At 46.8% G+C, this 21781-nt stretch carries 17 protein-coding genes and 3 pseudogenes; 4 read left to right on the top strand and 16 right to left on the bottom strand.

The features are described 5' to 3' along the window. Genes ACXMYH_RS02865 through xerA form a run of 4 tightly spaced genes read right to left on the bottom strand, consistent with a single transcriptional unit; the run spans position 1 to position 6179 of the window. Positions 1-3141, bottom strand: a complete 3141-nt coding sequence (locus ACXMYH_RS02865) for a type I restriction endonuclease subunit R (RefSeq protein WP_486555491.1) — start codon at positions 3139-3141, stop codon at positions 1-3. Then, positions 3125-3976, bottom strand: a complete 852-nt coding sequence (locus ACXMYH_RS02860; protein WP_144364758.1) for an AbiU2 domain-containing protein — start codon at positions 3974-3976, stop codon at positions 3125-3127. Before ACXMYH_RS02860 ends, ACXMYH_RS02865 begins: the two co-directional genes overlap by 17 nt. A gap of 40 nt (positions 3977-4016) precedes the next feature. Continuing rightward, entirely contained in the window at positions 4017-5183 is a 1167-nt protein-coding gene (locus tag ACXMYH_RS02855; RefSeq protein WP_486555490.1) for a restriction endonuclease subunit S, read from the bottom strand. A gap of 9 nt (positions 5184-5192) precedes the next feature. After that, positions 5193-6179 carry a site-specific tyrosine recombinase/integron integrase gene (gene xerA, locus ACXMYH_RS02850; protein WP_486555489.1) on the bottom strand — a complete coding sequence of 329 codons (987 nt, stop codon included), beginning with the start codon at positions 6177-6179 and terminating at the stop codon, positions 5193-5195. A gap of 219 nt (positions 6180-6398) precedes the next feature. Here xerA and ACXMYH_RS02845 point away from each other — a divergent pair, with 219 nt between their 5' ends. Beyond that, the gene (locus ACXMYH_RS02845; protein ID WP_486555488.1) at positions 6399-6968 is read left to right on the top strand and encodes a restriction endonuclease subunit S; all 570 of its coding nucleotides are present in this window, start codon (positions 6399-6401) and stop codon (positions 6966-6968) included. Here the strand turns inward: ACXMYH_RS02845 and ACXMYH_RS02840 are convergent. The 5 genes and pseudogenes from ACXMYH_RS02840 to ACXMYH_RS02820 form a co-directional block, all read right to left on the bottom strand. After that, positions 6957-7481 carry a restriction endonuclease subunit S gene (locus ACXMYH_RS02840; RefSeq protein WP_486555487.1) on the bottom strand — a complete coding sequence of 175 codons (525 nt, stop codon included), beginning with the start codon at positions 7479-7481 and terminating at the stop codon, positions 6957-6959. The two genes, ACXMYH_RS02845 and ACXMYH_RS02840, sit on opposite strands and share 12 nt — an antisense overlap. Beyond that, the gene (locus ACXMYH_RS02835; protein WP_486555486.1) at positions 7465-9039 is read right to left on the bottom strand and encodes a type I restriction-modification system subunit M; all 1575 of its coding nucleotides are present in this window, start codon (positions 9037-9039) and stop codon (positions 7465-7467) included. The genes ACXMYH_RS02840 and ACXMYH_RS02835 overlap by 17 nt, the downstream gene beginning before the upstream one ends. 409 nt (positions 9040-9448) lie before the next feature. Further along, positions 9449-9727: pseudogene (locus ACXMYH_RS02830) on the bottom strand (hypothetical protein); the annotation flags it as partial. Between the two features lie 261 nt (positions 9728-9988). Continuing rightward, positions 9989-11005 (bottom strand): O-acetyl-ADP-ribose deacetylase, encoded by a 1017-nt coding sequence (locus ACXMYH_RS02825; RefSeq protein WP_486555485.1) that lies wholly within the window; start codon positions 11003-11005, stop codon positions 9989-9991. A 30-nt stretch (positions 11006-11035) separates the two neighbouring features. Then, on the bottom strand, positions 11036-12403 hold the full coding sequence (locus ACXMYH_RS02820) for an EVE domain-containing protein (protein WP_486555484.1): 1368 nt from the start codon (positions 12401-12403) through the stop codon (positions 11036-11038). A gap of 332 nt (positions 12404-12735) precedes the next feature. Here ACXMYH_RS02820 and ACXMYH_RS02815 point away from each other — a divergent pair, with 332 nt between their 5' ends. Beyond that, positions 12736-14007 (top strand): hypothetical protein, encoded by a 1272-nt coding sequence (locus tag ACXMYH_RS02815; RefSeq protein ID WP_486555483.1) that lies wholly within the window; start codon positions 12736-12738, stop codon positions 14005-14007. Positions 14008-14090: 83 nt separating this feature from the next. Further along, a complete protein-coding gene (locus ACXMYH_RS02810; RefSeq protein ID WP_015553395.1) occupies positions 14091-15395 on the top strand; it encodes a Na+/H+ antiporter NhaC family protein in 1305 nt (434 codons plus the stop codon). Between the two features lie 113 nt (positions 15396-15508). On the opposite strand, the pseudogene ACXMYH_RS02805 reads toward ACXMYH_RS02810, so the two are convergent. From ACXMYH_RS02805 to ACXMYH_RS02790, 4 genes and pseudogenes are all read right to left on the bottom strand, one after another. Next, positions 15509-15712 (bottom strand): annotated as a pseudogene (locus tag ACXMYH_RS02805) (VirB6/TrbL-like conjugal transfer protein, CD1112 family); the annotation flags it as partial. 69 nt (positions 15713-15781) lie between these two features. Beyond that, positions 15782-15868: pseudogene (locus tag ACXMYH_RS02800) on the bottom strand (Maff2 family mobile element protein); the annotation flags it as partial. 90 nt (positions 15869-15958) lie between these two features. Then, positions 15959-17629, bottom strand: a complete 1671-nt coding sequence (locus ACXMYH_RS02795) for a recombinase family protein (RefSeq protein ID WP_005426567.1) — start codon at positions 17627-17629, stop codon at positions 15959-15961. After that, positions 17630-17827 (bottom strand): hypothetical protein, encoded by a 198-nt coding sequence (locus tag ACXMYH_RS02790; RefSeq protein ID WP_003533377.1) that lies wholly within the window; start codon positions 17825-17827, stop codon positions 17630-17632. On the opposite strand from ACXMYH_RS02790, the gene ACXMYH_RS02785 reads away from it, so the two are divergent. After that, entirely contained in the window at positions 17801-18040 is a 240-nt protein-coding gene (locus tag ACXMYH_RS02785; protein ID WP_021682886.1) for a hypothetical protein, read from the top strand. The genes ACXMYH_RS02790 and ACXMYH_RS02785 overlap by 27 nt on opposite strands. Before the next feature lie 28 nt (positions 18041-18068). On the opposite strand, the gene ACXMYH_RS02780 is transcribed toward ACXMYH_RS02785, so the two are convergent. The 3 genes from ACXMYH_RS02780 to mobQ all read right to left on the bottom strand — a co-directional run bounded on the left by ACXMYH_RS02780 (position 18069) and on the right by mobQ (position 21666). Next, entirely contained in the window at positions 18069-19406 is a 1338-nt protein-coding gene (locus ACXMYH_RS02780; protein WP_044925918.1) for a virulence-associated E family protein, read from the bottom strand. Next, a complete protein-coding gene (locus tag ACXMYH_RS02775) occupies positions 19375-20019 on the bottom strand; it encodes a CHC2 zinc finger domain-containing protein (RefSeq protein ID WP_020994021.1) in 645 nt (214 codons plus the stop codon). The genes ACXMYH_RS02780 and ACXMYH_RS02775 overlap by 32 nt, the downstream gene beginning before the upstream one ends. Positions 20020-20085: 66 nt before the next feature. Beyond that, the gene (gene mobQ, locus ACXMYH_RS02770; RefSeq protein WP_008703754.1) at positions 20086-21666 is read right to left on the bottom strand and encodes a MobQ family relaxase; all 1581 of its coding nucleotides are present in this window, start codon (positions 21664-21666) and stop codon (positions 20086-20088) included. Positions 21667-21781: the final 115 nt, after the last annotated feature.

Genomic DNA, 21781 nt, shown 5'->3' with positions numbered 1-21781 from the left:
TTATTCCGAATACTTCTTGAAATTCTCTGCTTGTTCCAGAACCTCCTTGTAGACATCATCAATGGTTACTGGGGGATAGTCAAATTCATCCAATAGCAGTATTAGATCGACCTGCAGATTTGCCTTAATGTCATCACGGGTAGACCAATCGGTGTATTTAGCTTTGTCATCGACAATGAGCTTAATCCGCTTTGACAATTCAATCATCTTATCGTCCGGGTACTCGAACTCATACTTTTTAGCAACCGCTTTGAGAATGTCATAGAAGGCTTTTTCTTCATAGTCAATCCCCATACCCTTGAAGGAGTCTTTTTCTTTTTTGAGTTCTTCAAGGAGCTTCGCAAGCTGTTCCGCTACATCATCAAGAACTTCGTTAGCGAAAGCCTCATCGCGACGGCGATTATTGTACTCGTCAACAACACGCTTGAGGCGGTCCGAGAACTCCATGCCCATGATGCGGTTGACTTTTTTATACTCATCAATCGCTTGAGAAAGAAGCCTCTGCAATACCTTTATTTTCGTGTTTGGAAGCTGGATTGCATTGATCTTATCCAGATACTCGTCGCTGAAAATATCAACTGAGATATGCTTTCCGGTTTCAAACAGCTCCTCTATACCATCAGATTGAATTGCCCCCTCAAGAAGTTCACGGACGCGGGCATTCATTTGTGAAATGTCGGGGGCATCGCCCTTTGTGAGTTTGAAAAGAATAGAACGCACAGCACAATAGAAGTGCAGATAGTCCTTCTCTCTATCGGAAATTGCATCGCTGGAACTGCATAGATTGAACGCTTGCTTCATACGCTTGACAGCAGCCATAAAGCGAGTTTCCAAATCTTCCGTAAGCTGGACATACTCAACAGCACGGTTGAGGCAAGCAAGCTGCTCTTTTGGTGATCCGTTGAAGTAATCCGTACTATTGAAGTTGTGGAACATCTGTGCCAAAACATCAAGCTGGTCTTTGACAATCGTGACAGACTGTTCGACACCTTCAAACTCATCGGTTTCAAAGTTGGTGTACTTCTTGAGGGCGAGATTCATGTTTTTCTTGATACCGATATAGTCCACAATCAAGCCCTTGTCCTTTCCGGTATAGACACGGTTGACACGGGAAATTGTCTGAATAAGGGTATGCTGCTGGATTGGCTTGTCGATGTAAATTGTGTCAAGTGCCGGTACATCAAAGCCGGTAAGCCACATATCAACAACAATCGCAATTTTGAAATTGGATTTTACATTCTTAAATTGACGGTCAAACTCCTTGCGGTCATCCTTCGTTCCCAGCATTTCATAAAGCTCCGGCTCATCATCTTTATTTCGCGTCATGATGAGCTTGATCTTCTCGATTGGCTTGAGTTCCTTTTTCTCTTTTTCCGTCAGTTGAACCCCGTCAGGGCAAACCTTTTTCTCTGCCCATTCCGGTCTCATTCCAACTATAATCTGATAAAAAGCGTATGCAATCTTGCGATTAGAGCAGACAAACATTGCTTTTCCTGCGACCGTAGCTCCTTCGGCAACGCGGGTCTCATAGTGGTTAATGAAGTCCTCCGCAACTGCGTGAAGTCGGTCAGGATCACCGATGATCGCATCAATATGAGCAACCGCCTTCTGGCTTTCCTCAATCTGATGCTCATTTGCACCTTCAACAGCACAACGGTCATAATAATCTTCAATTTCCCGAACCTTTGCCTGATCAAGAGTGACCCGTGCAGCACGTCCGTCGTAGACAAGGTTGACTGTGATACCGTCTTTGACCGCCTCTGTCATTGTGTAGGCATCGACAACCGGACCGAAGACTTCAATCGTGCCATCCACAGGCGTACCGGTGAAACCGACATAGGTTGCGTTTGGGAGAGAGTCATGTAGATATTTTGCAAATCCATAGGTTCTCTCTACACCTTCAGCAGTGACCTTGACTTTCTGATCAAGGTTTATCTGGCTACGGTGAGCCTCATCGGATATACAGATTACATTCGCTCTATCCGTCAGAAGTTCCAAATCTTCGGTGAACTTCTGGATAGTGGTCATGTACACACCGCCGCTTGTTCTGCCTTGAAGCTCCTGACGCAGCTTTTCGCGGGAATCAATACTTACAACAGTTTCGTCACCAATGTACTTTTTGGATGCTACAAACTGCTTTGAGAGCTGGTCATCCAAATCAGTTCGGTCGGTAATAATCAGGATTGTGGGGCTATGGAAGAAGGTACTCTTCATAAGCATTCTTGTGAGGAAAAGCATAGTATAGCTTTTTCCACAGCCTGTCGCGCCGAAGTATGTGCCGCCTTTTCCGTCCCCCTCCGGTCTGAGATGCGTCTTGATATTCTCAAACAGCTTGACCGCAGCAAAATACTGAGGATAGCGGCAAACGATCTTGAGATCTTTATCTGAGCTATCAGGGAAGTAGACAAAATCCTTGATAACTGCCAAAAGGCGTTCTTTGCGGAACAATCCACTCACCATAGTTACAAGGGAATTGATGCCATCCAATTCCTTATCGTCAGCCTCAATCTTTCTCCACGCATAGAAAAAGTCATATGGAGAGAAGAAGGAGCCGTATTTATTATTTGCGCCATCGCTTATGACGATAAAGGCATTATACTTGAAGAGTTCAGGAATATCACGGCGATAACGCACGGTGAGCTGCGTATAGGCATCCATGATCGTTGTGTTTTCTTTGACTGCGCTCTTGAACTCAAGCACAACAACTGGAATGCCGTTGATGAAGACAATCCCGTCAGGTATGCGCAACTGGTTGTTAATGCCTTCAATTTCAAATTGATTGACGATCTTGAACACGTTTTTCTCCGGCTCATCGAAGTCTATCAGCTCAATGTAAAGATCTTTCTTTGTGTGATCTTCACGGTTGAAGATGAAGCCGTCACAAACCATTTTGCAGACTGCTTTGTTTGCTTCGTAGATCGTGCCGGAAATAGACCTCAGGCGAAGGATAATGCTATCAACTTCGCTTGGGGTAAGTCCCTCTGAGGCATACCTGTTCAGGAGGTACTTCCGCAGATCGTCGATAAGCAAAACCTCAGAGCATTCACGGTGTATCTGCTCACCATTCAAATAGATATATCCTTCATCCTGAAACAACTCCATGATGGACATTTCAAGAGAATGCTCATTGAAGTTTGCCATTATCATTTCCCCCTAACTGCCTCCGTATTTTTGCTTCAAAGGCTTTTTGGCTTTGCTGGAGGTCGTACTCCTGATACTTCAAACCCAAGCGTATCAGCATGAGTGTACAGTCCCAATCATCAATGTTCGAGTATTGCGTTGCATGGTTTACGTCAGTAAGAATGCCGAGAATCAATCCCGTACAATCGAGTGCAAAGTCTATCATTTCCTGTATGTCTGGATAGGAAATTGGGTGACGATCTGTTAGCACCTCGTCGCTCAATATGCGCTGTTCATCGTTATGGGCGTAAAGCTTATTCCGTTGCATTCGGATGTTCTCTCTTTTTTTTCTTAGCGCGCAAAATCGTTTCTGATACAAGGCTAAAAACTCAGGAAAAGTTAAATCAACCTGAACAGGGATATTTTCAGCATTTGGAGCATCAAATATAGCAAAAAGATGTCTGCTCATCTCGACATGTTCCTTAAAAAAGAGTTCCTCCTGTGGTTTTAGCTGGTGCTGATATGGGATTTGATAGGAATACGTTGTTCCCTCATGTTCCACGGTCATTGTTTCTCTGTACTCCGGAAAAAGTGCTTGATTTTCCTCGCATTTAGTAAGGAGAGTTCCAATGGACACAACACCATTTGAGCTATCATACAGTTTGGCAATCTCCATAAAACAGGCTTTCATCAGGGCTTCGTGGATTGTCTGATAGAACGCCGGGGAAATCCTCATCTCCTCCGCGTATTCACGCTGGTTCTTTCGATACTGCTGCAAGATGAGGTAATAGGCTTTTGCGTCGAAAGCTCCTTGATGAAGTTCTTCGGCAATTTTAATCAGCGTTTCCTTATCCATTTTCATCCCTCCCTTCGTAGATAAATGATAATTTAGCGGCTTAATCGGACAGTTTTGCGAGGAGAACGGATCGAAACTCATTAAGTTTCTGGATTTCCATTGTATTTGCTTCAATTTGTTCGTCCAAAGCGTTCATTTTCTTCTGAAAATCTCTGATCACCTTGGCCGGAGGGACAAGGATTTTCATAGATTGGATGTTGTACATAGGCAACTTTGCTTGAACCGCACCGACTGTCAGTAGGTCAATCTCTTTAATTTGCTTTTTATAGCAAAGTGTGTAATAGAGATAGTCGGAAGTAACCGTATGAATACCTGCGAGTTTAACGCAGTTTTCAGTGAGGTTTGCTTTATCAAGAGAGGAATGAATCTTGCCGAACAATCCGATTGTACCAACAATCGAAATGACAATATCTCCGGTGTTTACTATATATCGTGAGATGGCTTGATGCGTTTCTTCATCAATATATTGGAATTGGTCTGTGAGACAGACATAGCGACTTCCTCCAACATCACGAACACGAATATAAGGATGTTCTGTTGGATCATCAAGTAATTCACAGTCGGCAGGAAGGCGTTTGCCACCTTTGACTGTACAGAGGCTATCCAAACTGACGATGCTATAACCTTCGGGAATCTTGTCACACCCATAGTAAGAAGCAAATTGATCTTGGAACACTGCTTGTGCAGTTGCTTCTAAATTATCATTTATCCGCCGCTTTAGTTCGATACGTTCTGAGATGGTCTGATACGCTTTCACAATGCTACGTTGCTTATCAATAGAGGAAACAGGCAGTTCCACTTTGCAAAGCTCATCCCAGTCAAAGATTTCTCTAACACTTCCGTGAGACATATATCTGGCGTAGCGGTCAAACTCCGGTCTGCTAAACCAAAGCATAAGGTATTCTGGATCAAGCGCATTCTTATTCACAACCTCAAATACGGTATATGAACTTGAAATGATGCAATCCTTATCTCGTAGAAGAGCCATCGAAATCTTCTCGCCATTCCGAGATGTAACGGGGCCATACGCAAATTGCCCAGTACGAACAATCTTATAGCTAGACAAATCTGTTCCAACAATATTTGCAATGGAGGGAATAAACTGCTTGCTGATGCTAACACCAAGCAAATAGTCAATTTTCAAATCCCTATTACGTTCGTCAACTGGCTGAATGAAGTCTCCAAGCAGCCTATATCCTTCTTTCATTGTGACACCTCACCCTATGTATTTTCTATGTGCCAGCTTGACATTTTGCTGTTTGACCATAGCATAGTGCATGGTCGTGTCAATTTTCTGATGCCCTAAGAGTTGCTGGACTTGCTCTATGGGCATCCCTTTGTCGATGGCGGATGTTGCCAACGTCCTTCGGAACTTATGCGGATGGACACGAGGCAGATTCAGCCTTTTCCCCAGTTCTCGAAGCCGTCTTTCTACCCCACCGATCTGCAAACGATTATGCGGTGAAGTCAAAGAGACAAACAACGCTGAACAGGTGTCTGCACGGCTTCCCAGATAGTTTTGCAGATGGATTTTCGTTCTGGCATCGAAATAGACGATCCTCTCTTTGCTCCCTTTTCCGAAAACAACGCACTCGCGTTCATTGAAGTTGATGTCATCAAGGTTGAGGGCAACCAACTCACCGACTCGCATTCCAGAGGATGCGAGAAGGTCAATCATAGCGAGATCGCGGACATTGCAGCAATTGTCCCTCATGATTTCCAATACCTCATCGGTGTAGGTTTCCTTGATCACCTTTGCCGTTTTTATTTTGTGAATCCGGCGTACCGGGCTTTTCACGATGTAGTCCTCATCCTCAAGCCATGAAAAGTAGCTGGACAAGATGCGGCGGATATTATCTATCGTGACTTTGCTTGACTTCCGGCTTGCCTGATACTCTGTTAGGTACTTTCGCAAGTCCTCCGTTACGATCTCTTGTGGCTCTTTTTCAATGCCGAACAACATTGACACAATGGTCTGACGATAATAGCTCAAGGTTTTTTCCGAGCAGCCTTCAATACGTTTTGCGTTGATGAAACAGGCAACCGTATCGACCTTAACGTTTTTTGCTGCATCATCCGCGCTGCGGCTTAACTCTATGCCACTCAGTACCCCTTCAAGGACGCCTTGAAGCTGTTTTAATTGTGCGTTGTTCAGATACGGAAGCATCTGACGCTGCACTTCTTGAATTAGTTGTTCTTTCATTGTCGTATCTCCTTTGAATATTCTCAGAGAACGACTTTTCAGTGGCAGTTCTTAGGCTAAAACTCTCGCCACTGGTGAGAGTAATGGACGGTAAATGATAATTTAGCGAAGACAATCAAAGCGGTTTTCAAATCATGGTTTCTTGACTTTGATGCTTTTGACGGTGTAGAGCTTGTACAATCTCAGTATGGTCTTATCCCGAACGGCTGGCATTATGAGTTGCTTGGCAACCTTTGTGATTGTGTTACTAAAGGAACCACACCAACCACATTAGGCAAAGACTTTACAGATACGGGCATCAATTTTATCAAGGGCGAAAGTATCAACGATGACCATAGTTTTAACAAGACTCTGTTTGCCCATATTGATGATAAAACTGATGAACTCCTTAAAAGGTCGCGTATCTATGTGAATGACATTGTTTTCACGATTGCTGGTACTCTGGGGAAATTTGCCTTAGTTGATAGCTCTGTTGTTCCTGCTAACACCAATCAAGCAGTAGCAATAATTAGAACGAGCAAAATCATGCCTGCAATGCTGTATAGCTATTTCATTGGCGAATGGCAGGTCGAGTTCTATAAGAGAAATACGCAGCAAGCTGTTCAAGCCAATCTTAGTTTGGGAACAATTAAGGATTTGCCCATTTTGCTCCCTGACAGCAAGGGGCAGGATCACTATATGCAGCTCGTAACCCCCTTAATAGTGGGAATGCAGAACAATTTCTCTGAAATTGAAAGACTGTATGAGCTGCAAAACCAGCTCCTCGCTCGACTTTCATCAAGCCGCTAAATTATCATTTTCCGCTCTCTTCAAAGCAATGCGATTGGTAATTGCACGGTAGGACTCGACGATCTCACATTGTCTCGCATAGGAGGGGACAGGGAGCTTTATGCGGCAAAGATCATCCCATGTAATTCCGCCTCGAACACTGCCATCTGTCATGAACCAGCATTCACGGTCAAACTCCGGTCTACGAAACCACATCATCAAATACTCTTCATTTAAGACATCGCGGTCAATAATCTCAAACATGAAATACGCCGGAGAAACTATTGCGGCGTTGTCATTCTCATAGAGCGCAATCGGAAGACGTTCATCGCGTCCAACGTGCATTGGGTTACAGGCAAACAGTCCCTTGCTGATTAGCTTATACCGGCTCAAATCTGTGCCAATTACATTTGCGACGGAAGGCATAAACTCTTTGTCGATGCTTATGCCAAGAACAGTGCTGGTGACTTCCTCGGAGTTTCGATAATCAACAAGCCGAATGTGTTTACCAAGAGGTTCATAATTCGATTTCATACCCCAACTCCTTAAATACAGTCAACAGGTCAGCCTTCGACTTCTCTTCTGCAACAAGCAGCTCACGAAGCTCACTTTGCAGCGTCTTCATTTTCGTATCAAAGTCGATGTTCTCATCACGGTTTACAAACTCAATGTAACGGCTCGGAACAAGGGTAAAGCCCTTTTCAGCAACCTCATCGAAGGATGCGCTGTAACAAAATTCAGGCACATTCTGATAAGTTTCTTCATAGCCTTCCTGCTGCCATGCGTGATAGACGCCCGTGACTTTTGCACGGTCTTCTTCTGTCAGTTCAATATACTTCTTTTCATAAGGGCTTCCCATTTGCCGCAAGTCCATGAAAAGGATCTCGCGCTCACGGTTACGGAAGCGTTTTACTTCACCGTTTTCTTCAACCACACGAGCCTTTTTATTCTTGTTCAGAATCCAAAGCGTAACGCTGATGTCCGTGGTGTAGAAGAGGTTTCGGGGAAGGATGATGATTGCTTCGACGAGATTGTTCTCGATGAGCTGACGGCGGATTTTTAACTCTGTACCATCGTCAGACAGTGCGCCGTTTGCAAGCAGGAAACCGGCAACACCGTTCTGAGAGAGCTTTGAAACAATATTCAGAATCCAGCCATAGTTTGCGTTACTCGTGGGCGGAACTTCATAGCCGTCCCAGCGCGGATCATCAATCAGCTCATTATCACCACGCCATTCTTTCTGATTAAAAGGCGGGTTTGCCATAATGTAATCTGCCTTGAGGTCCTTGTGCTGGTCATTGGTGAATGTGTTCGCTGCCATTTCGCCGAGGTTTGCTGAGATGCCGCGAATAGCCAGATTCATTTTGCACAGCTTGTACGTCGTGTTTGTATATTCCTGACCATAGATAGAGACCTTCTTCTTGTTGCCGTGATGTGCCTCTACGAACTTCATTGACTGCACGAACATACCGCCAGAACCGCAGCAAGGGTCATAGAGAATACCGTCATACGGCTCGATCATTTCCGCAATCAAATTGACAATGCACTTCGGCGTATAGAACTCGCCCTTACCTTTGCCTTCTGCAAGTGCAAACTTACTCAGGAAGTATTCGTAGACTCGTCCGATAATGTCATTCTCTTTATCGCCGGTGTTGATCTTATCAATCTCATCCAGAAGCGATGCCAGCTTTGCTGTGTCGATGTGAAGACGTGAGTAGTAGTTGTCCGGCAGTGCGCCTTTCAGTGCAGGATTCGCTTTCTCAATCGTATAGAGGGCGGTGTCAATTTTTAACGCAATGTCATCCTGTTTCGCATTCTCCATGATGAAAGACCAACGGCTGATCTCAGGCAGGAAGAACACGTTGTCCTTCGTATAGAAGGCAACATTGTCAACAAACTTCTCACCGTATTTTTCAGAAATAGCTTTCCTTTGTGCCTCAAACTTATCGCTGGCAAACTTCAAGAAGAAAAGACTGAGAACGACGTGTTTGTATTCTGCTGGCTCAACAGAACCACGGAGTTTATCTGCGGACTTCCACAGAGCTTCCTCCATAGAAATTTCTTTCTTGGGTTTAGATGCAGCTCGCGCCATATTGATTTCTCCAATTCATTTTAATATATCTCGCATTCATCTACACAACTTTATAAAATATCAGTTTGCAAGATTTTTGCATAATAATCCAGTTAATATTATAGACTTATCAGCAGCCAAAGTCAATTTAGAACCACTCTTCTGCAAGCAGGGCTTTCGTGACACGCTGCTTGTTGAGGAAGTCTCCACTCCGTTCCGGTCCGCGCAAAACCGTGGTCCACCGGACCTCGTGCGCCCCCAATCCCCATAAAACGCTGCCTTCGGCATCGAGCTGCTGCGTCTCCGTTCCACTCCGGTCCGCGCAAAGCAGACGTCCACCGGACGTCTTGCGCCCGTTCCGGATGCTTTAACGGCAGTTTCTGCCATAGAAAAAACCGGAGTGAATCATCACCCCGGCTTCAAAAAACATTTACTTGTGCTTGCGGCCTCCACGCTTTTTGTAGTCCTCGTCTATACGCTTTTTCCAGTCTGCGCTCAGCGGGGCACTGCACCGGACAGAGCTGATTGCTTCGCTGACCACCTCATAATTCAACGCAGTTCCTTCACTGTCGCACTGATAGTTGACTGCACGATCTGCGCCGATTCCGAACTGACTTGCGGTCTCTACTGCGTCAATATTAGCACCAAGGAACAAAAACTCCCATCCGTATTTCGCTTTTTGCCGCTCGATCATGGAATCGCACCGCCGATGGTATCCCGTTCCAATCCGCTCATGGAACCGCTGCGGTCTAAGATAAAAACGATCTCGGTTAAATTCTTTCTCATACACTTGTCCTCCCAAAATCTCGCCCTTGCGGGCTCGCTGTCGCGGTATTCGCCAAGGTTTCGAGCAAGCTCGAACTTTGGCTCATTACACGCGCATATGGCTGCTCGGTTTCGTACCTTACAGCCATAGTATAGCGATTTTCTTTTGTGGGGTGGTCGCATGGAAAGCGACATTTCTTTGTCCTTATGCTCCGATCAGGCTCTGGTCAAAGGCAAACAGTGCCTCGTTGATTTCATACACATTGTAGTTTCCTCGTTCGACAAAATATTCTACAATGATGTCGAATTTGCTCGAATGGGAAAGGGTAAAGCCTGCCTTACCCAGCATCTCCTGCATCTGGGCAAGCGGCAATTCCAAAGCCAGGGCAAATGCCAGCACCGTAGGTTTGGATGGCTTGTAGAATTTATCCGAACGGATCTTCGAGAAGAGCTTCCGGTCAATGTTTGCCTTCTTGTAGCACTGGGCATCCGTCATGCCGCTTTCGTCAATCTTCCACAGCAGCATTTCCGAAAAACTCTCATCAATCTGTCCCAGTGCCTCTTCCAAGGATTGACTGCTGCAAGATTTACAGATTGCTTCGGACGGCAGCGGGGCAGGTGCAGCTTCAAAGCAGGATTCCTCTGACAACGCTTCGAGCCGCCGCCTCTGTTCTGCCCGTCTTTCGGTATGTTCCTCCACATACCGGTCATCTATGTACGCCGCGATATCAGCAAACAGTTTTCCGCTAATCTGATATGCCTTTCGGTCAAAGATAACGATGTAGACCATCATCTCATTTTCCAGCAGGAATGTACTGATGGTATCGACTGCAACCTTCAGAGCCTGGTCTTTAGGATAGCCGTAAATGCCGGAGGAAATCAGCGGAAAGGCCACCGACTGACAGCCATTTTCTTTTGCCAGGTTCAAAGATGTCCGATAGCAGTATTCCAGAAGCTCCTGCTCCCGATGCTTGCCATCCCGCCAGCGCGGGCCGACTGCATGGATCACATATTTGCAGGGCAGTCGGTATCCCTTCGTGATTTTTGCGCTGCCGGTTTCGCAGCCATGCAGCGTACTGCATTCTGCAAGCAGCTCCGGTCCGGCGGCACGATGAATGCAGCCGTCCACACCGCCGCCGCCTAAAAGAGAAGTATTGGCAGCATTGACGATTGCGTCAACGCTCATTTTTGTAATATCGTTTCTAATAATCTGTAAGGGCATTGCTTATTTCTCCCCCTTTCTGCTGCCTCGTTAAACATGCTTCTTTTTCAGTTCACGAATCAACATCTCAACCTGTGCTCCTGTAAGGAATGGTGTTTTGATTGTCGATGCCCAGTAAAAATTCCGCTTCAAAATTGTTTTTATTTCATTCGGAGAAAGCGCAGGCAACGCCTTGACATCCCCATTAAATTTTTCCGGCACAATCATTCTGACACTATGATATTTTTCATCAGCCACTTCTGTCGGCGTGTCTGTGACAATCTGTCCAACCGCAATAATTCCTCTTCCTTTGGAATAAAAAAGAGCATAATCCCCTTTGCGGAAGCTGTCGATATACCGTTTTGCATCTCCATATGCCGCTATTTTGTTTCCAAGAATCATCTCGGATTCATTTGTGTCTGAATACGAGATATTCGTATCAAACATGATTCCTTTACACGCAGAAAACTTCAAACGATTATTTTCTATTTCTGTCAGAAACTTCACCCAGTATAAAACATTCTCCGGAATGATATGAGACTTATCCGGATTGATCGCAAATTCATAGATAACCGTTGGATCTGCTGCTTTCACATTTGAATATTTCTGTGCATTCTGAACGTTTCCTTCTGTTGTAAGCAAATACACTTCACCATTCAGGCTGGAATAGTCATCTGTATTGAGATCAACATCACCCTTCTTTACCTGAATGTAAATATGCTTTCGGTTCAGGTCATTTGGATCAACCAAAACGCACTCATACTTTGGCGTAGCAATTTTATTTGTCGATGGAATGCAAACGTAGCCTTTCGTATCATACAGCCACAGCGCAAGTAAATCCTCAACATCTTCCGGCTGAAGCAGACTGTAAAAATGCTTCTCACATAATGAAAGAGCCGGATCGGGATAATTGAATAGATCCAGTGCTGAATCGTGGACACGGTTATACAACATCTGACTGTATTCTTCCACTCCATTTTTCTTAATTTTCTGGATGGTTGAACCCATAATAAATGATGTTGCCACAGCACCAGGAACGGATTCTTCATCTGCCTTATCTGTAGCTGGATACCAATCTATATTGGTCAACTGATTTGCTGCATCCATCTGTACTGCATCCTCGCGAAACACCCAGGTACTGTTCGCCTTAACTCTCGCAATATAGTACTTTCCTTCATTTCTTGAGCGCATCCATAGGAGGTCTCCTTCTTTCACATCCTCTACCATGCGGCATACACTGTCGAATGATTTGTACTGAGTTCTTGCCAGATTACAGTAATCCAAAAATGTATGTATCCCCGAACGTTCTGCCTGGGTTAATTCACGCAGACTCCATCCCATTGCTGCGACATGATTTTTCAAGCAATAGTCGGCAACATTTGTGCCTCCTGTATTCACCTGTAATCTCCATACTGCCATCTTGTCTTCCTCTTTCTTTTTGCATTTAGAACTTTCTCATCATTCGCTTTAATATTATTATATATCGTCCACACATAGAGTTACAGATGCAATGTACATTATTTTGCACATTTCCGATTTGGTCTTGCGGTACTCTGCATAGGAGCTTTTCTTTCGTTCCAGGAGCATCGCATACTCTGCGTTCAGCTCGCTGATGCGTGGATGCTTTTTGTCAGAGTCGTTCTCTTTCTTATAAGCATCGAACGCCTTTTTCACTGCGCTGTTGAAAAATGCCATAAATGTGTACCGCGGCAAAGGAAGGCTACCATTGCACAATTGCCTTTGTGATTCAGATGAATGGAATTCATCGGGTGTTTCCAAATGAGGCGACTGTCGGCAAGGAGGATCTGGAAGAGATGGGAACTTCCATGACTCTGGATCTCCTGGAGGACGGTACCGGAACCATGGATTATGACGGGACGGTCTATGATCTGACCTGGGATGATAGCAGTATTACCATGGAGGATGTGGCAGATTTCTATACGCTGGAGGATGGTGTGCTGATGCTGGCAAATGCCGATACAGAGATGGTATTTGAACGGCCAGGAAGCGTAGCAGCTGTGACTGCACCGGATGAAGAAGAGGGTGAGCAAACAGCCTCCAGCACAGCAGCATCGATAGAGGACAGCTGGACAGTCGTTCCGCTGGCGTCTGCTCAGGAGCTGGTGCCCTATAGCTGTACAGAATTCAGTATAAATATTCCGGAAGGCTGGAGCGTGAAATCTTCTGCCATGTACACCGGTATGTTTCATGCAATTCATGTTTTTGATCCGGAGAATCCGGTAAATCAGATTTTCTTTATGCTAAAAATGGAACCATTATTTTCAGATGAAAATTCCCGGGCGATGATGGCGCTTTCCAGTGATTTGTTTGGAAAATGTCCCATTCTTACGAATGTATCGACACAGGGAGTCTTTGAAATATTCCCACAGTTTGCAGACGCAATGAATGCAACTGCTGACTATGCGGATATTCAGACACCGTACATTGCAGATTTTTCTGTGACAGAGAGCTTTGAAAGTACTCAGGGAATGAGCAGCGTTGCTATTTCCCCCTCCATTCTTCGGGCGGATTTTACACAGAATGGCACAACGGGAGAAGGAATGTTCACGGCGGATGTGGTTCCCTTTGCCATGGGCACGGGAATGGGATATTATTCTGTCTATAATCTGACAGTCCTCAGTGCAGAAAAGGGAACCTTTCAGGACTGGCAGCCTACTTTGAATAAAGTTCTCAGCAGTCTTAATTATACGCCGGAGTTCCAGAGCTTTGCCATGTCCCAGAGCAATCAGGCGGCCTCTACCTCCCAGTCTCTCAGCCAGTCAGCCAGTGAGATGTCCGACAGCATCATGTCTTCCTGGGAAAACCGGAACCGGAGCCAGGATATTATGAGCCAGAAGCAGAGTGACGCTACCTTGGGTTACGAGCGCATCGTGGACACTGAAACTGGAAATATTTACAAAATTGACAACGGTTTCACCGACTGGTATGACGGCTCCCGTTACAAGTCCATCACTGATGATCAGTATACGGATTCGGTGGAAGCAGTGATTCACTGGAAGTAGGGTCATTGATTTTTTAAGGCATTTGCGGTATCATGGCATGGTATAGTTTGGGATAAATAAAAGGGGTAGAGAGGGATTAAGAAATGGAAAAAAGAAACGCAAAAGCCTTATTGCCTATCGCGGTGTTTGTGGTTTTATATCTGGGACTGGGGATTCTGTTTGAATATGGCCTGAATATCGAGATGGGATTTTACAAAATTCCTGTTGTGATTATATTTTTGCTTGCACTGCTTGTTGCATGTCTGCAAAACCGGAAATTAAGCCTGAATGATAAACTGAAAATAATGGGAGTTGGAATCAGCGATCCGAACATTATTACCATGATCATTATATTTATGCTGGCTGGAATTTTTGTGGGTGTTGTTGGAAGAACATCAGCAAACAGTGTGGCATATTTTATTCTGTCACTGATACCGCCTCAGTTTGCGGTTGTGGTGCTTTTTGTAGTAAGTTGTTTTGTATCACTTGCAATGGGGACTTCCGTAGGAACCATTACTTTAATTACTCCGATTGGAATAGCCGTGTCGCGAGCATCGGGGTTTGACCTGCCGCTTTGTATTGCGACAGTCATGGGTGGTGCAATGTTTGGGGATAATCTGTCCTTTATCTCTGATACGACAATTGCCGCATGTAATGGACAGGGTTGTAAGATGACAGATAAATTTAAGGAAAACTTTTTCATTGCACTTCCGGCAGCAATTGTCAGTCTGGTGATTATTTACAGTCTGTCTGTGAAAAATTACAGTGGCGGAGTTGTGCAGGAAGAATATCATCTGATACAGGCCATTCCTTATATACTGGTACTGGCGGGAGGCATTCTTGGCTTAAATGTGTTCCTGGTACTGATTACAGGAATCATAAGTGGCTCCATCATCATGATTGCGACAGGGATGATCGTGCCGACGGATTTGCTTGGAAATATGGGAGACGGGGCAGCAGGCATGTTTGAAACCAGCATGGTTGCCATTCTGGTAGCGTCTATCTGTGCACTGATCAAAGAATATGGTGGATTTGCTGCTCTGCTATATTGGATAAAAAAAGTGTTTAAAGGGAGAAAAGGCGGACTCCTTGGCATGGGTCTGTTGGTAGGTCTGATGGATATTGCAACGGCGAATAATACAGTCGCAATTGTTATGGCAAATCCAATTGCAAAAGAAATGTCAGGAAACTACGGAATCAGCAATAAGAAAGCAGCATCTATTCTGGATACATTTTCCTGTATCTTTCAGGGAATTCTTCCTTATGGAGCACAGATGCTGGTTGCCATCTCAGCGGCTTCCGGCCTGGGTGAGACAGTCAGTGCATTTGATATTCTGCCAAGGTTGTTTTACCCGTATATGTTGTTCATCAGTTCCCTTGTCTTTATTTCTTTTGAAAAAAATGCATAACTGGAAAAACAGATAGAAAAAGAAGGCGAAAGCAATGTTCGGAGAATGTCATGCCCATGTAATCATGGACGGAATCAATTATAAAGCAGCAGTGGCCGCTTCGATCTGCTTCTTATCGGCACCATGATGGAGTTTGACAGATTCTCAATCATATTGAAAATACTGCCATTCCATCCCTGTGGGGTCTGTCCTACCTGTACGGATATATCCGCGACCTGTTGGTTTACGCTGTCAAACATCCCCGAAAGGTTGCTCATAATACCGCCCACCAGCATTTCTTTCAGCCAATTTGTCAGGGCTTCAAGTAAGAAATCCATACGGTGTCAACCTCCTTTCCGCCGCCCCCGCAGAGCTGCGGGAGCGGCAAGGATTTCATACGGAGACGCTTAGACAGAGAAAAGCCCGGAGAGCAGAGGTACAAGGACCATGCCGACTACGGCTACACCAGCGCCGGCCATGAGCTGTTTTATCCCCAATTAGGTGTAAAACTCTGCTCGATGGCGGGCGGCGGCGTACAAAAAATCTATATGGTGTTTTTTAGAGAACCGTCCCGGCGGGACAGGTCAGGCAGTGACCTGTTCCACCTCCGGGATGGGTTTGAGATTAAAATGAATTTCGATAGAAATGTGTCTTGTTTTATCTTCGTCAATGCGTTCATGCACGACGATTTCTTTGATTAAGCGGTTAAGGGTGGCTGCGTCCAGCTCTGTGATGTTGGCATATTCCTGAATGGCTTCCACCCATTGTTTTGCGTCATTGGCAAGCTGGACTTCATCAGACAGCCGCTTTCTGCCCTCGGACACTTTTGCTTTAAGCTCCGTCTGCTCGGTCTGTGTCTTTTCCAGCATGGTGTTGAAATTCTGCTCACTGATACGCCCTGCAATCATATCCTCATAAAGCCGCATGACCATTTTGTCCAGAACCTCAATCCGTTCCTCGTCCCTTGTAAGGGAGCGTTCCATTGCTTCCCGCTGTTCCCGCTGCTCTGCTTCACAGGTATTGGTCAGGCGGTCGGCAACCGCTTCCCCGTCCATCAGGGCAGCTCTGGCACATTCCCGGATTTTCCGCAGCACATGGCTGTAAAGGGTGTCATAGTCAATCCGGTGCTGGGTGCAGTGGTTCTTTCCAAAGGCGTTGTAGGTCTTGCAGGAATAAATCCGCTGGGGATGTTTTGCGTTTGTGTAGCGTACCGTCAGCGACTTCCCACACTCGCCGCATTTTAACAATCCGGCAAACAGGCTGATTTCATCGGTCTGCCCCGGACGCTGGCGGGATTTCATCTTGTTCTGCACAATGTCAAAGCTCATGCGGTCAATCAGCGGTTCATGCTGTCCCTCCACCACAATCCAGTCCTCCGGCTTCTTTTCCCCAATTGTGCCGATTTTGAAACGGTAGTCTTTTTTCTGGGAAGCAATCGCACCGGTGTAGACGGGATTCATCAAAAGGTCTTTGATAACGGAGAAGTCCCACATATACCGCCCGTTTTCCGGGTCTTTCTTTTCCCATTTGGTTCGGGTGTTGCGAAGCCCCCGTTCCCGGTTCCACCATGTGGGGCAGGGGATTTTTTCTTCCTCCAGCCGTCTGCGGATATAGTTCGGACCATGACCGTTCAGGGCATATCCGAAAATCAGCCGCACAATCGGGGCGGTTTCCTCGTCAATGAGCAGATGGTTTTTGTCCTCCGGGTCTTTCCGATACCCAAACGGGGCAAGACACCCGGTAAACTGTCCTTTCTGCGCTTTCAGAAGATAAGAGGAATGGACTTTCTTAGAAATATCCTTGCTGTACATCTCATTCAGGATATTCTTGAACGGGGCGATGTCGTTGTTATCCCGCAGGGTGTCGATACCGTCATTCATGGCAATATAGCGGACACCGTTTCTTGGGAAAAAGTCCTCAATCAAATGCCCGGTTTGCAGATAGTTACGCCCCAGTCGGCTGAGGTCTTTCGTGATGACAAGGTTGATTTGCCTGCGCTCAATAGCTCTCAACATCCTCTGTAAATCAGGACGCTCCATATTAAGACCTGTGAAGCCATCGTCCTGATAGACTGCCACAACCTCCCATCCCTGCTTTTCGCAGTATTTTTCCAGCATATCCCGCTGGTTGGCGATACTGGCACTTTCGCCTTGCAGGTCATCGTCCTTTGACAGCCTGCAATAGACCGCCGCACGATAGCCCCCGGCAAGTGCCGAACCGATTGTTCTGTATTCCATTTCGTTCATCATAGCCATTTACCCACACAATCCAGACGGTATCTGGCTCTTTTGAACCTCATCTTCATTATAGCCTATATCTTTCTTTTTAGCAAGATATTCTTTTGTATTTATTTTACCGTATTTCTGGGAAATCAGGCTGACGAACACATCGGTTGCGTCCAGTTCCCCGTCAAATACAGTGGTCACATGAATCTCTGTTTTGTTTTTTGCCATAGGCAGTTATCCTCCATACATGAAAATAGCCAGACAGAGGGTGTCGGCAACGAAGTCCGGCAACGGGCTTCAAAAGACCTTGCAAACAATCTCAATCTGGCGATGGTTACTATTTATACTTTTCTTTTATTTTTCTGTTGTTTTGGTTGTTATAAGGGAGAAAAGCCCGGAAATAAGGGGTTTTCCCCGGCAACCGGCTCGGCAACGGGATAGCAACAGGGGGTGCAACGGGCGGTCATTTTCAGAATGGAAGCTCCATCTGTTCTGTGACCTCCACAAAACCATCCATCGTTTTTTCAGACGGGTTGCCGGAGTCCGTTGCCGGGTTTTCACGCTCCCAGCCCTTTTGTCTGCCATATTCGGAAAACATTCTTGGGTTCGGGAAGTACCGCCAGCCGGTAATGCACTGGTTCATAATCTCGTTGATTTCCCGGATTTCCCATTGCTTCGGCTCGTCAAAGGTGTGGTTCAAGGCTTCCTTGTAAAGCTGCTTGGAACAGACCATGCTCCCGGTGTACTTATCAAGATACGCCTGTATCATTCCGGCTTTGGTGTCCTCCGGCATAAAATCCCGCTGGTGTTCTTTGAGATACCGCTGCATGGTGGGGCTGAAAGCCAGCTTGAACCTGCCGCTTCGGTAAATCTCCATAGCTTCTGCCCACATCTGCTCGATATAGGCTCTGGAAGCGGCTTCGTCCTCCAAAATGTGAACCTCCGCCTGCTCCGGGTACACCATGACCGGGATAAAACGGCGGTTGCCGGAACGGTCAAGGGGCAGGAAGTCAAGGGCATTGGAAGTGCCGCCAAACACGCACTGACGGGGGCGGTCTGCCGGGTGGGTTTCATAGGGTATCTTGTAAACCTCTTTCTGCCGGCTTAAAAACGACTTGATTTCCTCAATGCTCTTGGCGTTGGCGGTTGCCATCATTTCCGACATTTCGATAATCCAGTGACCTTGCAGCTTACGGTACACATTGTCATCGTCCAGCTTCCGCAAATCATCGGAGAACCACTCGTCCCGGACTGCCAGCAGACGGAAGAAGGTGGACTTGCCAGCCCCCTGACCTCCGACCAGACAGAGCATGATTTCAAACTTGCACCCCGGCTGAAAGGCTCGTGAGATAGCGCCCATCAGGAACAGCTTCAACGCTTCATAGGTGTAATCATCTGCGTCAGCTCCCAGAAAGTGCCGTAGGCAGAAGCGGATTCGCTCTGTCCCGTCCCACACAAGGGAACTTAAATAATCCCGGATGGGGTGGTACTTGTTTTCATTCGCCACAATCCCGATGGCGTTATCAATCTTTTTCTCATTGGTAAGCCCGTAGGTTTCTTCCAGATAGAGAAGCAGATATTTCATGTCCGTATCGTTTAAGGCGGTGCTGTCCCTGTGGAAGCCGATGGGCTTTATGATGTCCTTGCGGTCGGTCAGGATGTTGTATGCGATAGCCCCGGAAAGCAGCGGGTCACGCTGGAATACGGTCAGGCAGTTCCGTATGCTCTGACGGACACCGCCTTTCTCGGTGGTTTCCAGCCCCGCCTTGATTTCCTCAATGCTCTGGGGCGGCTGCATGGCGTTCATGGTGTTTTTTAGTTCTTGCTGCGTCTGCGGCTGCAAGCTCTGCCATTCGCTGTTCAAGCTGTATCACATCCTTTCCGTATTCCGTAATCAAAGCCGCTTTTTCCTCTGTTTCCCCGAACAGCAGCACATCCAGCAGATATTCCACATGGTCTTGCTTCTGTAAGGCTTCCACAAACCGGGGATGAAAGACTTCCTCCGGGGAGTGCGGGGCATATTCCTTTCTCCACACTCGGAGTAGGTGGAGATAATCGGCAAGAATACGGAAGCAGCGGTTTTTTGCTTCCTGAAACTGTTCCTCCGGGGATTTCTGCCGGGGCTTGGGCTTTTTTGCTTTTCCCGGCGGTTTCCAGTCCTCATAGGAAAGCCCGAAGTCCTGTGCCAGCTGTACGGCGGCTTCTTTCTTTCCCAGCCCATACAGGGCGGCGGCAAAATCAATCACATCCCCATCCGCACCGCAGCCGAAGCAGTGGTAACGCCGATCCAGCTTCATGCTTGGGGTTTTATCATGATGGAACGGGCAGCAAGCCATCCCGTTCCGCCCTACATGGATTCCATAATGCTCCGCAGCCTGTCTGGTTGTGACGGACTGCTTCACAGCTTCAAATACATTCAAATCTATCCCTCCTTGAAAAAAGAAAAAAACACCTGACATTCTCTGCTTGAAAATGGCAAGTGCCTGTTAAAGTTCCATATCCTGTTGTCTGTGTTTCGCCTGTGCCGGGGCGGTTCTTTGTGCTTTTTTCTCGTCTGCCTTATCCTGCAAGACTTCCTTGATGGGCTGCTTCTTGGGCGGCTCTTTGCTTTCCTCTGTGCCGGGTGTGGCTTTCCGTACCCAGTAGCGGATGTCCCGCAGCTTCTTCAAATCAGCCTGTACCTCGATCAGAGGTGTTTTCAGGGCTGCAATTTCTTCCAGAAGCGTTTCCTGCTCCTCTTGCAGCTTCTTTTGGGTGCTGTCCTTATCGTCCGGGTGCTTGGCAAGGTAGGCGGCGGCTTTCGCATACCGGGCAACCTCCGGGTGTTCCTGGTTGAATTTCTCCTTTGTTTTCTTAAAAAATATCTTCTGGTACTTCTCATAGACAGGCTTACATTCCTTGCAGTCTGTCCGGGCAGAAAGCAGTCCGTCAATCACTTTGCTTCGGGCTTCCTTTGGCTTCATCTGACTGCGGTAATCTGCGGCTGATTTCCCGGAAGATTCCAGAAAGGCTTCCAAGTCCTCCACAGTGGAAAGCCCCTTTTGCCGGAGATAGGACAGGGCTTCGCTGACTGCCTTTAAGTCCTGTGAAGTCCCCCGATTTTGTCCAGCCCTCGTCCAGTCCTTCCGTTCTTCCTTTCGTATCTCCATATATTTCATCAGTAGATTTGGAAGAAGTGTCGCTTCCTCCGCCGCCTTTTGTGCAAGCAGTTCTTTCCGTTTTTCTCCCAGCTCGGTAATCCAGCCTTTGAGGTTTTGGATAAGCTGCCGGATGGACTTCATCAGGCGGTTGGCGGCTCTGATTTCCCGGTTCAGGTTGCCGATATTCGTCTGGATACCTCGCTTTTCCATCTGCCGGACAGCAGCACCCTCATGGACAGTAGGGATAATATCAAGCCCCTGTCTGGCATAGGAACGCAAGTCCACACGCTCCGGGCGATCATTGGCTTCCAGATAGCGGTTCTGGATGACCTCCCATTCATGCCGCCAGATTTCACAATACTTCTGGTCGTTCCAGTCCACCGTATCCTCCTTGTGGCTTTTCCACCTGCCGGATGGCAGCTTTATCCGTTCCCCGTTCTCGTCAAGGTCATAAACCTTGCGGCTCTTGGAAAGCCATTTCCCATGTTCGTCCATTGCCCTCATAGTGAGCAGGACATGGGCGTGAGGATTGTGTCCCGGCGGGTGGGGGTCATGGATGGCAAAGTCAGCAATCATGCCTTTGGAAACAAACTGTTGCTGGCAGAACTCCCGGACAAGGACAGCGTACTGGTCGGGCGGTATCTCTCTGGGAATGGTAAGCACCCACCGCCTTGCAAGCTGGGAGTTCCATTGTTTCTCCACAGCTTCGGCGGCGTTCCATAAAGTATTGCGGTCTGCATACTCCGGCGGGGCATTTGCCGGGAGCAGGATTTCATTGTGGACGATACCTCGCTTTTCTGGGTAGTGCTTCACTTCTTGGTCGTATTCACAGAACAGCTTTTCGCCGCTCTGGTAGGCAGCGGCGGCAACCGCAGACTGCTGTTGGCTACGCTGAACAATCGAGATTTCGTTGTGTGGACAGGGCATTTCGTATCCCTCCTTTCTATGCTTGGTGGATGGGGTGGCGTTTTACCACCTCATTTTGGGCAGAAAAAAAGCAGGAGACCTTTTTCAGATTTCCTGCTCGGTGTGCCGCTGTGTA

The organism is Pilosibacter sp. NGB245 (assembly GCF_057397225.1).
This window is presented reverse-complemented; position numbering and strand designations above follow the sequence as displayed.

What these genes read in the sequence shown, in the direction of transcription:
- ACXMYH_RS02865 (WP_486555491.1), bottom strand. Translation starts at nt 3,141, where the DNA reads ATGGCAAACTTCAATGAGCATTCTCTTGAAATGTCCATCATGGAGTTG.
- ACXMYH_RS02860 (WP_144364758.1), bottom strand. Translation starts at nt 3,976, where the DNA reads ATGGATAAGGAAACGCTGATTAAAATTGCCGAAGAACTTCATCAAGGA.
- ACXMYH_RS02855 (WP_486555490.1), bottom strand. Translation starts at nt 5,183, where the DNA reads ATGAAAGAAGGATATAGGCTGCTTGGAGACTTCATTCAGCCAGTTGAC.
- xerA (WP_486555489.1), bottom strand. Translation starts at nt 6,179, where the DNA reads ATGAAAGAACAACTAATTCAAGAAGTGCAGCGTCAGATGCTTCCGTAT.
- ACXMYH_RS02840 (WP_486555487.1), bottom strand. Translation starts at nt 7,481, where the DNA reads ATGAAATCGAATTATGAACCTCTTGGTAAACACATTCGGCTTGTTGAT.
- ACXMYH_RS02835 (WP_486555486.1), bottom strand. Translation starts at nt 9,039, where the DNA reads ATGGCGCGAGCTGCATCTAAACCCAAGAAAGAAATTTCTATGGAGGAA.
- ACXMYH_RS02825 (WP_486555485.1), bottom strand. Translation starts at nt 11,005, where the DNA reads ATGCCCTTACAGATTATTAGAAACGATATTACAAAAATGAGCGTTGAC.
- ACXMYH_RS02820 (WP_486555484.1), bottom strand. Translation starts at nt 12,403, where the DNA reads ATGGCAGTATGGAGATTACAGGTGAATACAGGAGGCACAAATGTTGCC.
- ACXMYH_RS02815 (WP_486555483.1), top strand. Translation starts at nt 12,736, where the DNA reads ATGAATGGAATTCATCGGGTGTTTCCAAATGAGGCGACTGTCGGCAAG.
- ACXMYH_RS02810 (WP_015553395.1), top strand. Translation starts at nt 14,091, where the DNA reads ATGGAAAAAAGAAACGCAAAAGCCTTATTGCCTATCGCGGTGTTTGTG.
- ACXMYH_RS02795 (WP_005426567.1), bottom strand. Translation starts at nt 17,629, where the DNA reads ATGGCTATGATGAACGAAATGGAATACAGAACAATCGGTTCGGCACTT.
- ACXMYH_RS02785 (WP_021682886.1), top strand. Translation starts at nt 17,801, where the DNA reads ATGAATCTCTGTTTTGTTTTTTGCCATAGGCAGTTATCCTCCATACAT.
- ACXMYH_RS02790 (WP_003533377.1), bottom strand. Translation starts at nt 17,827, where the DNA reads ATGGCAAAAAACAAAACAGAGATTCATGTGACCACTGTATTTGACGGG.
- ACXMYH_RS02780 (WP_044925918.1), bottom strand. Translation starts at nt 19,406, where the DNA reads ATGAACGCCATGCAGCCGCCCCAGAGCATTGAGGAAATCAAGGCGGGG.
- mobQ (WP_008703754.1), bottom strand. Translation starts at nt 21,666, where the DNA reads ATGCCCTGTCCACACAACGAAATCTCGATTGTTCAGCGTAGCCAACAG.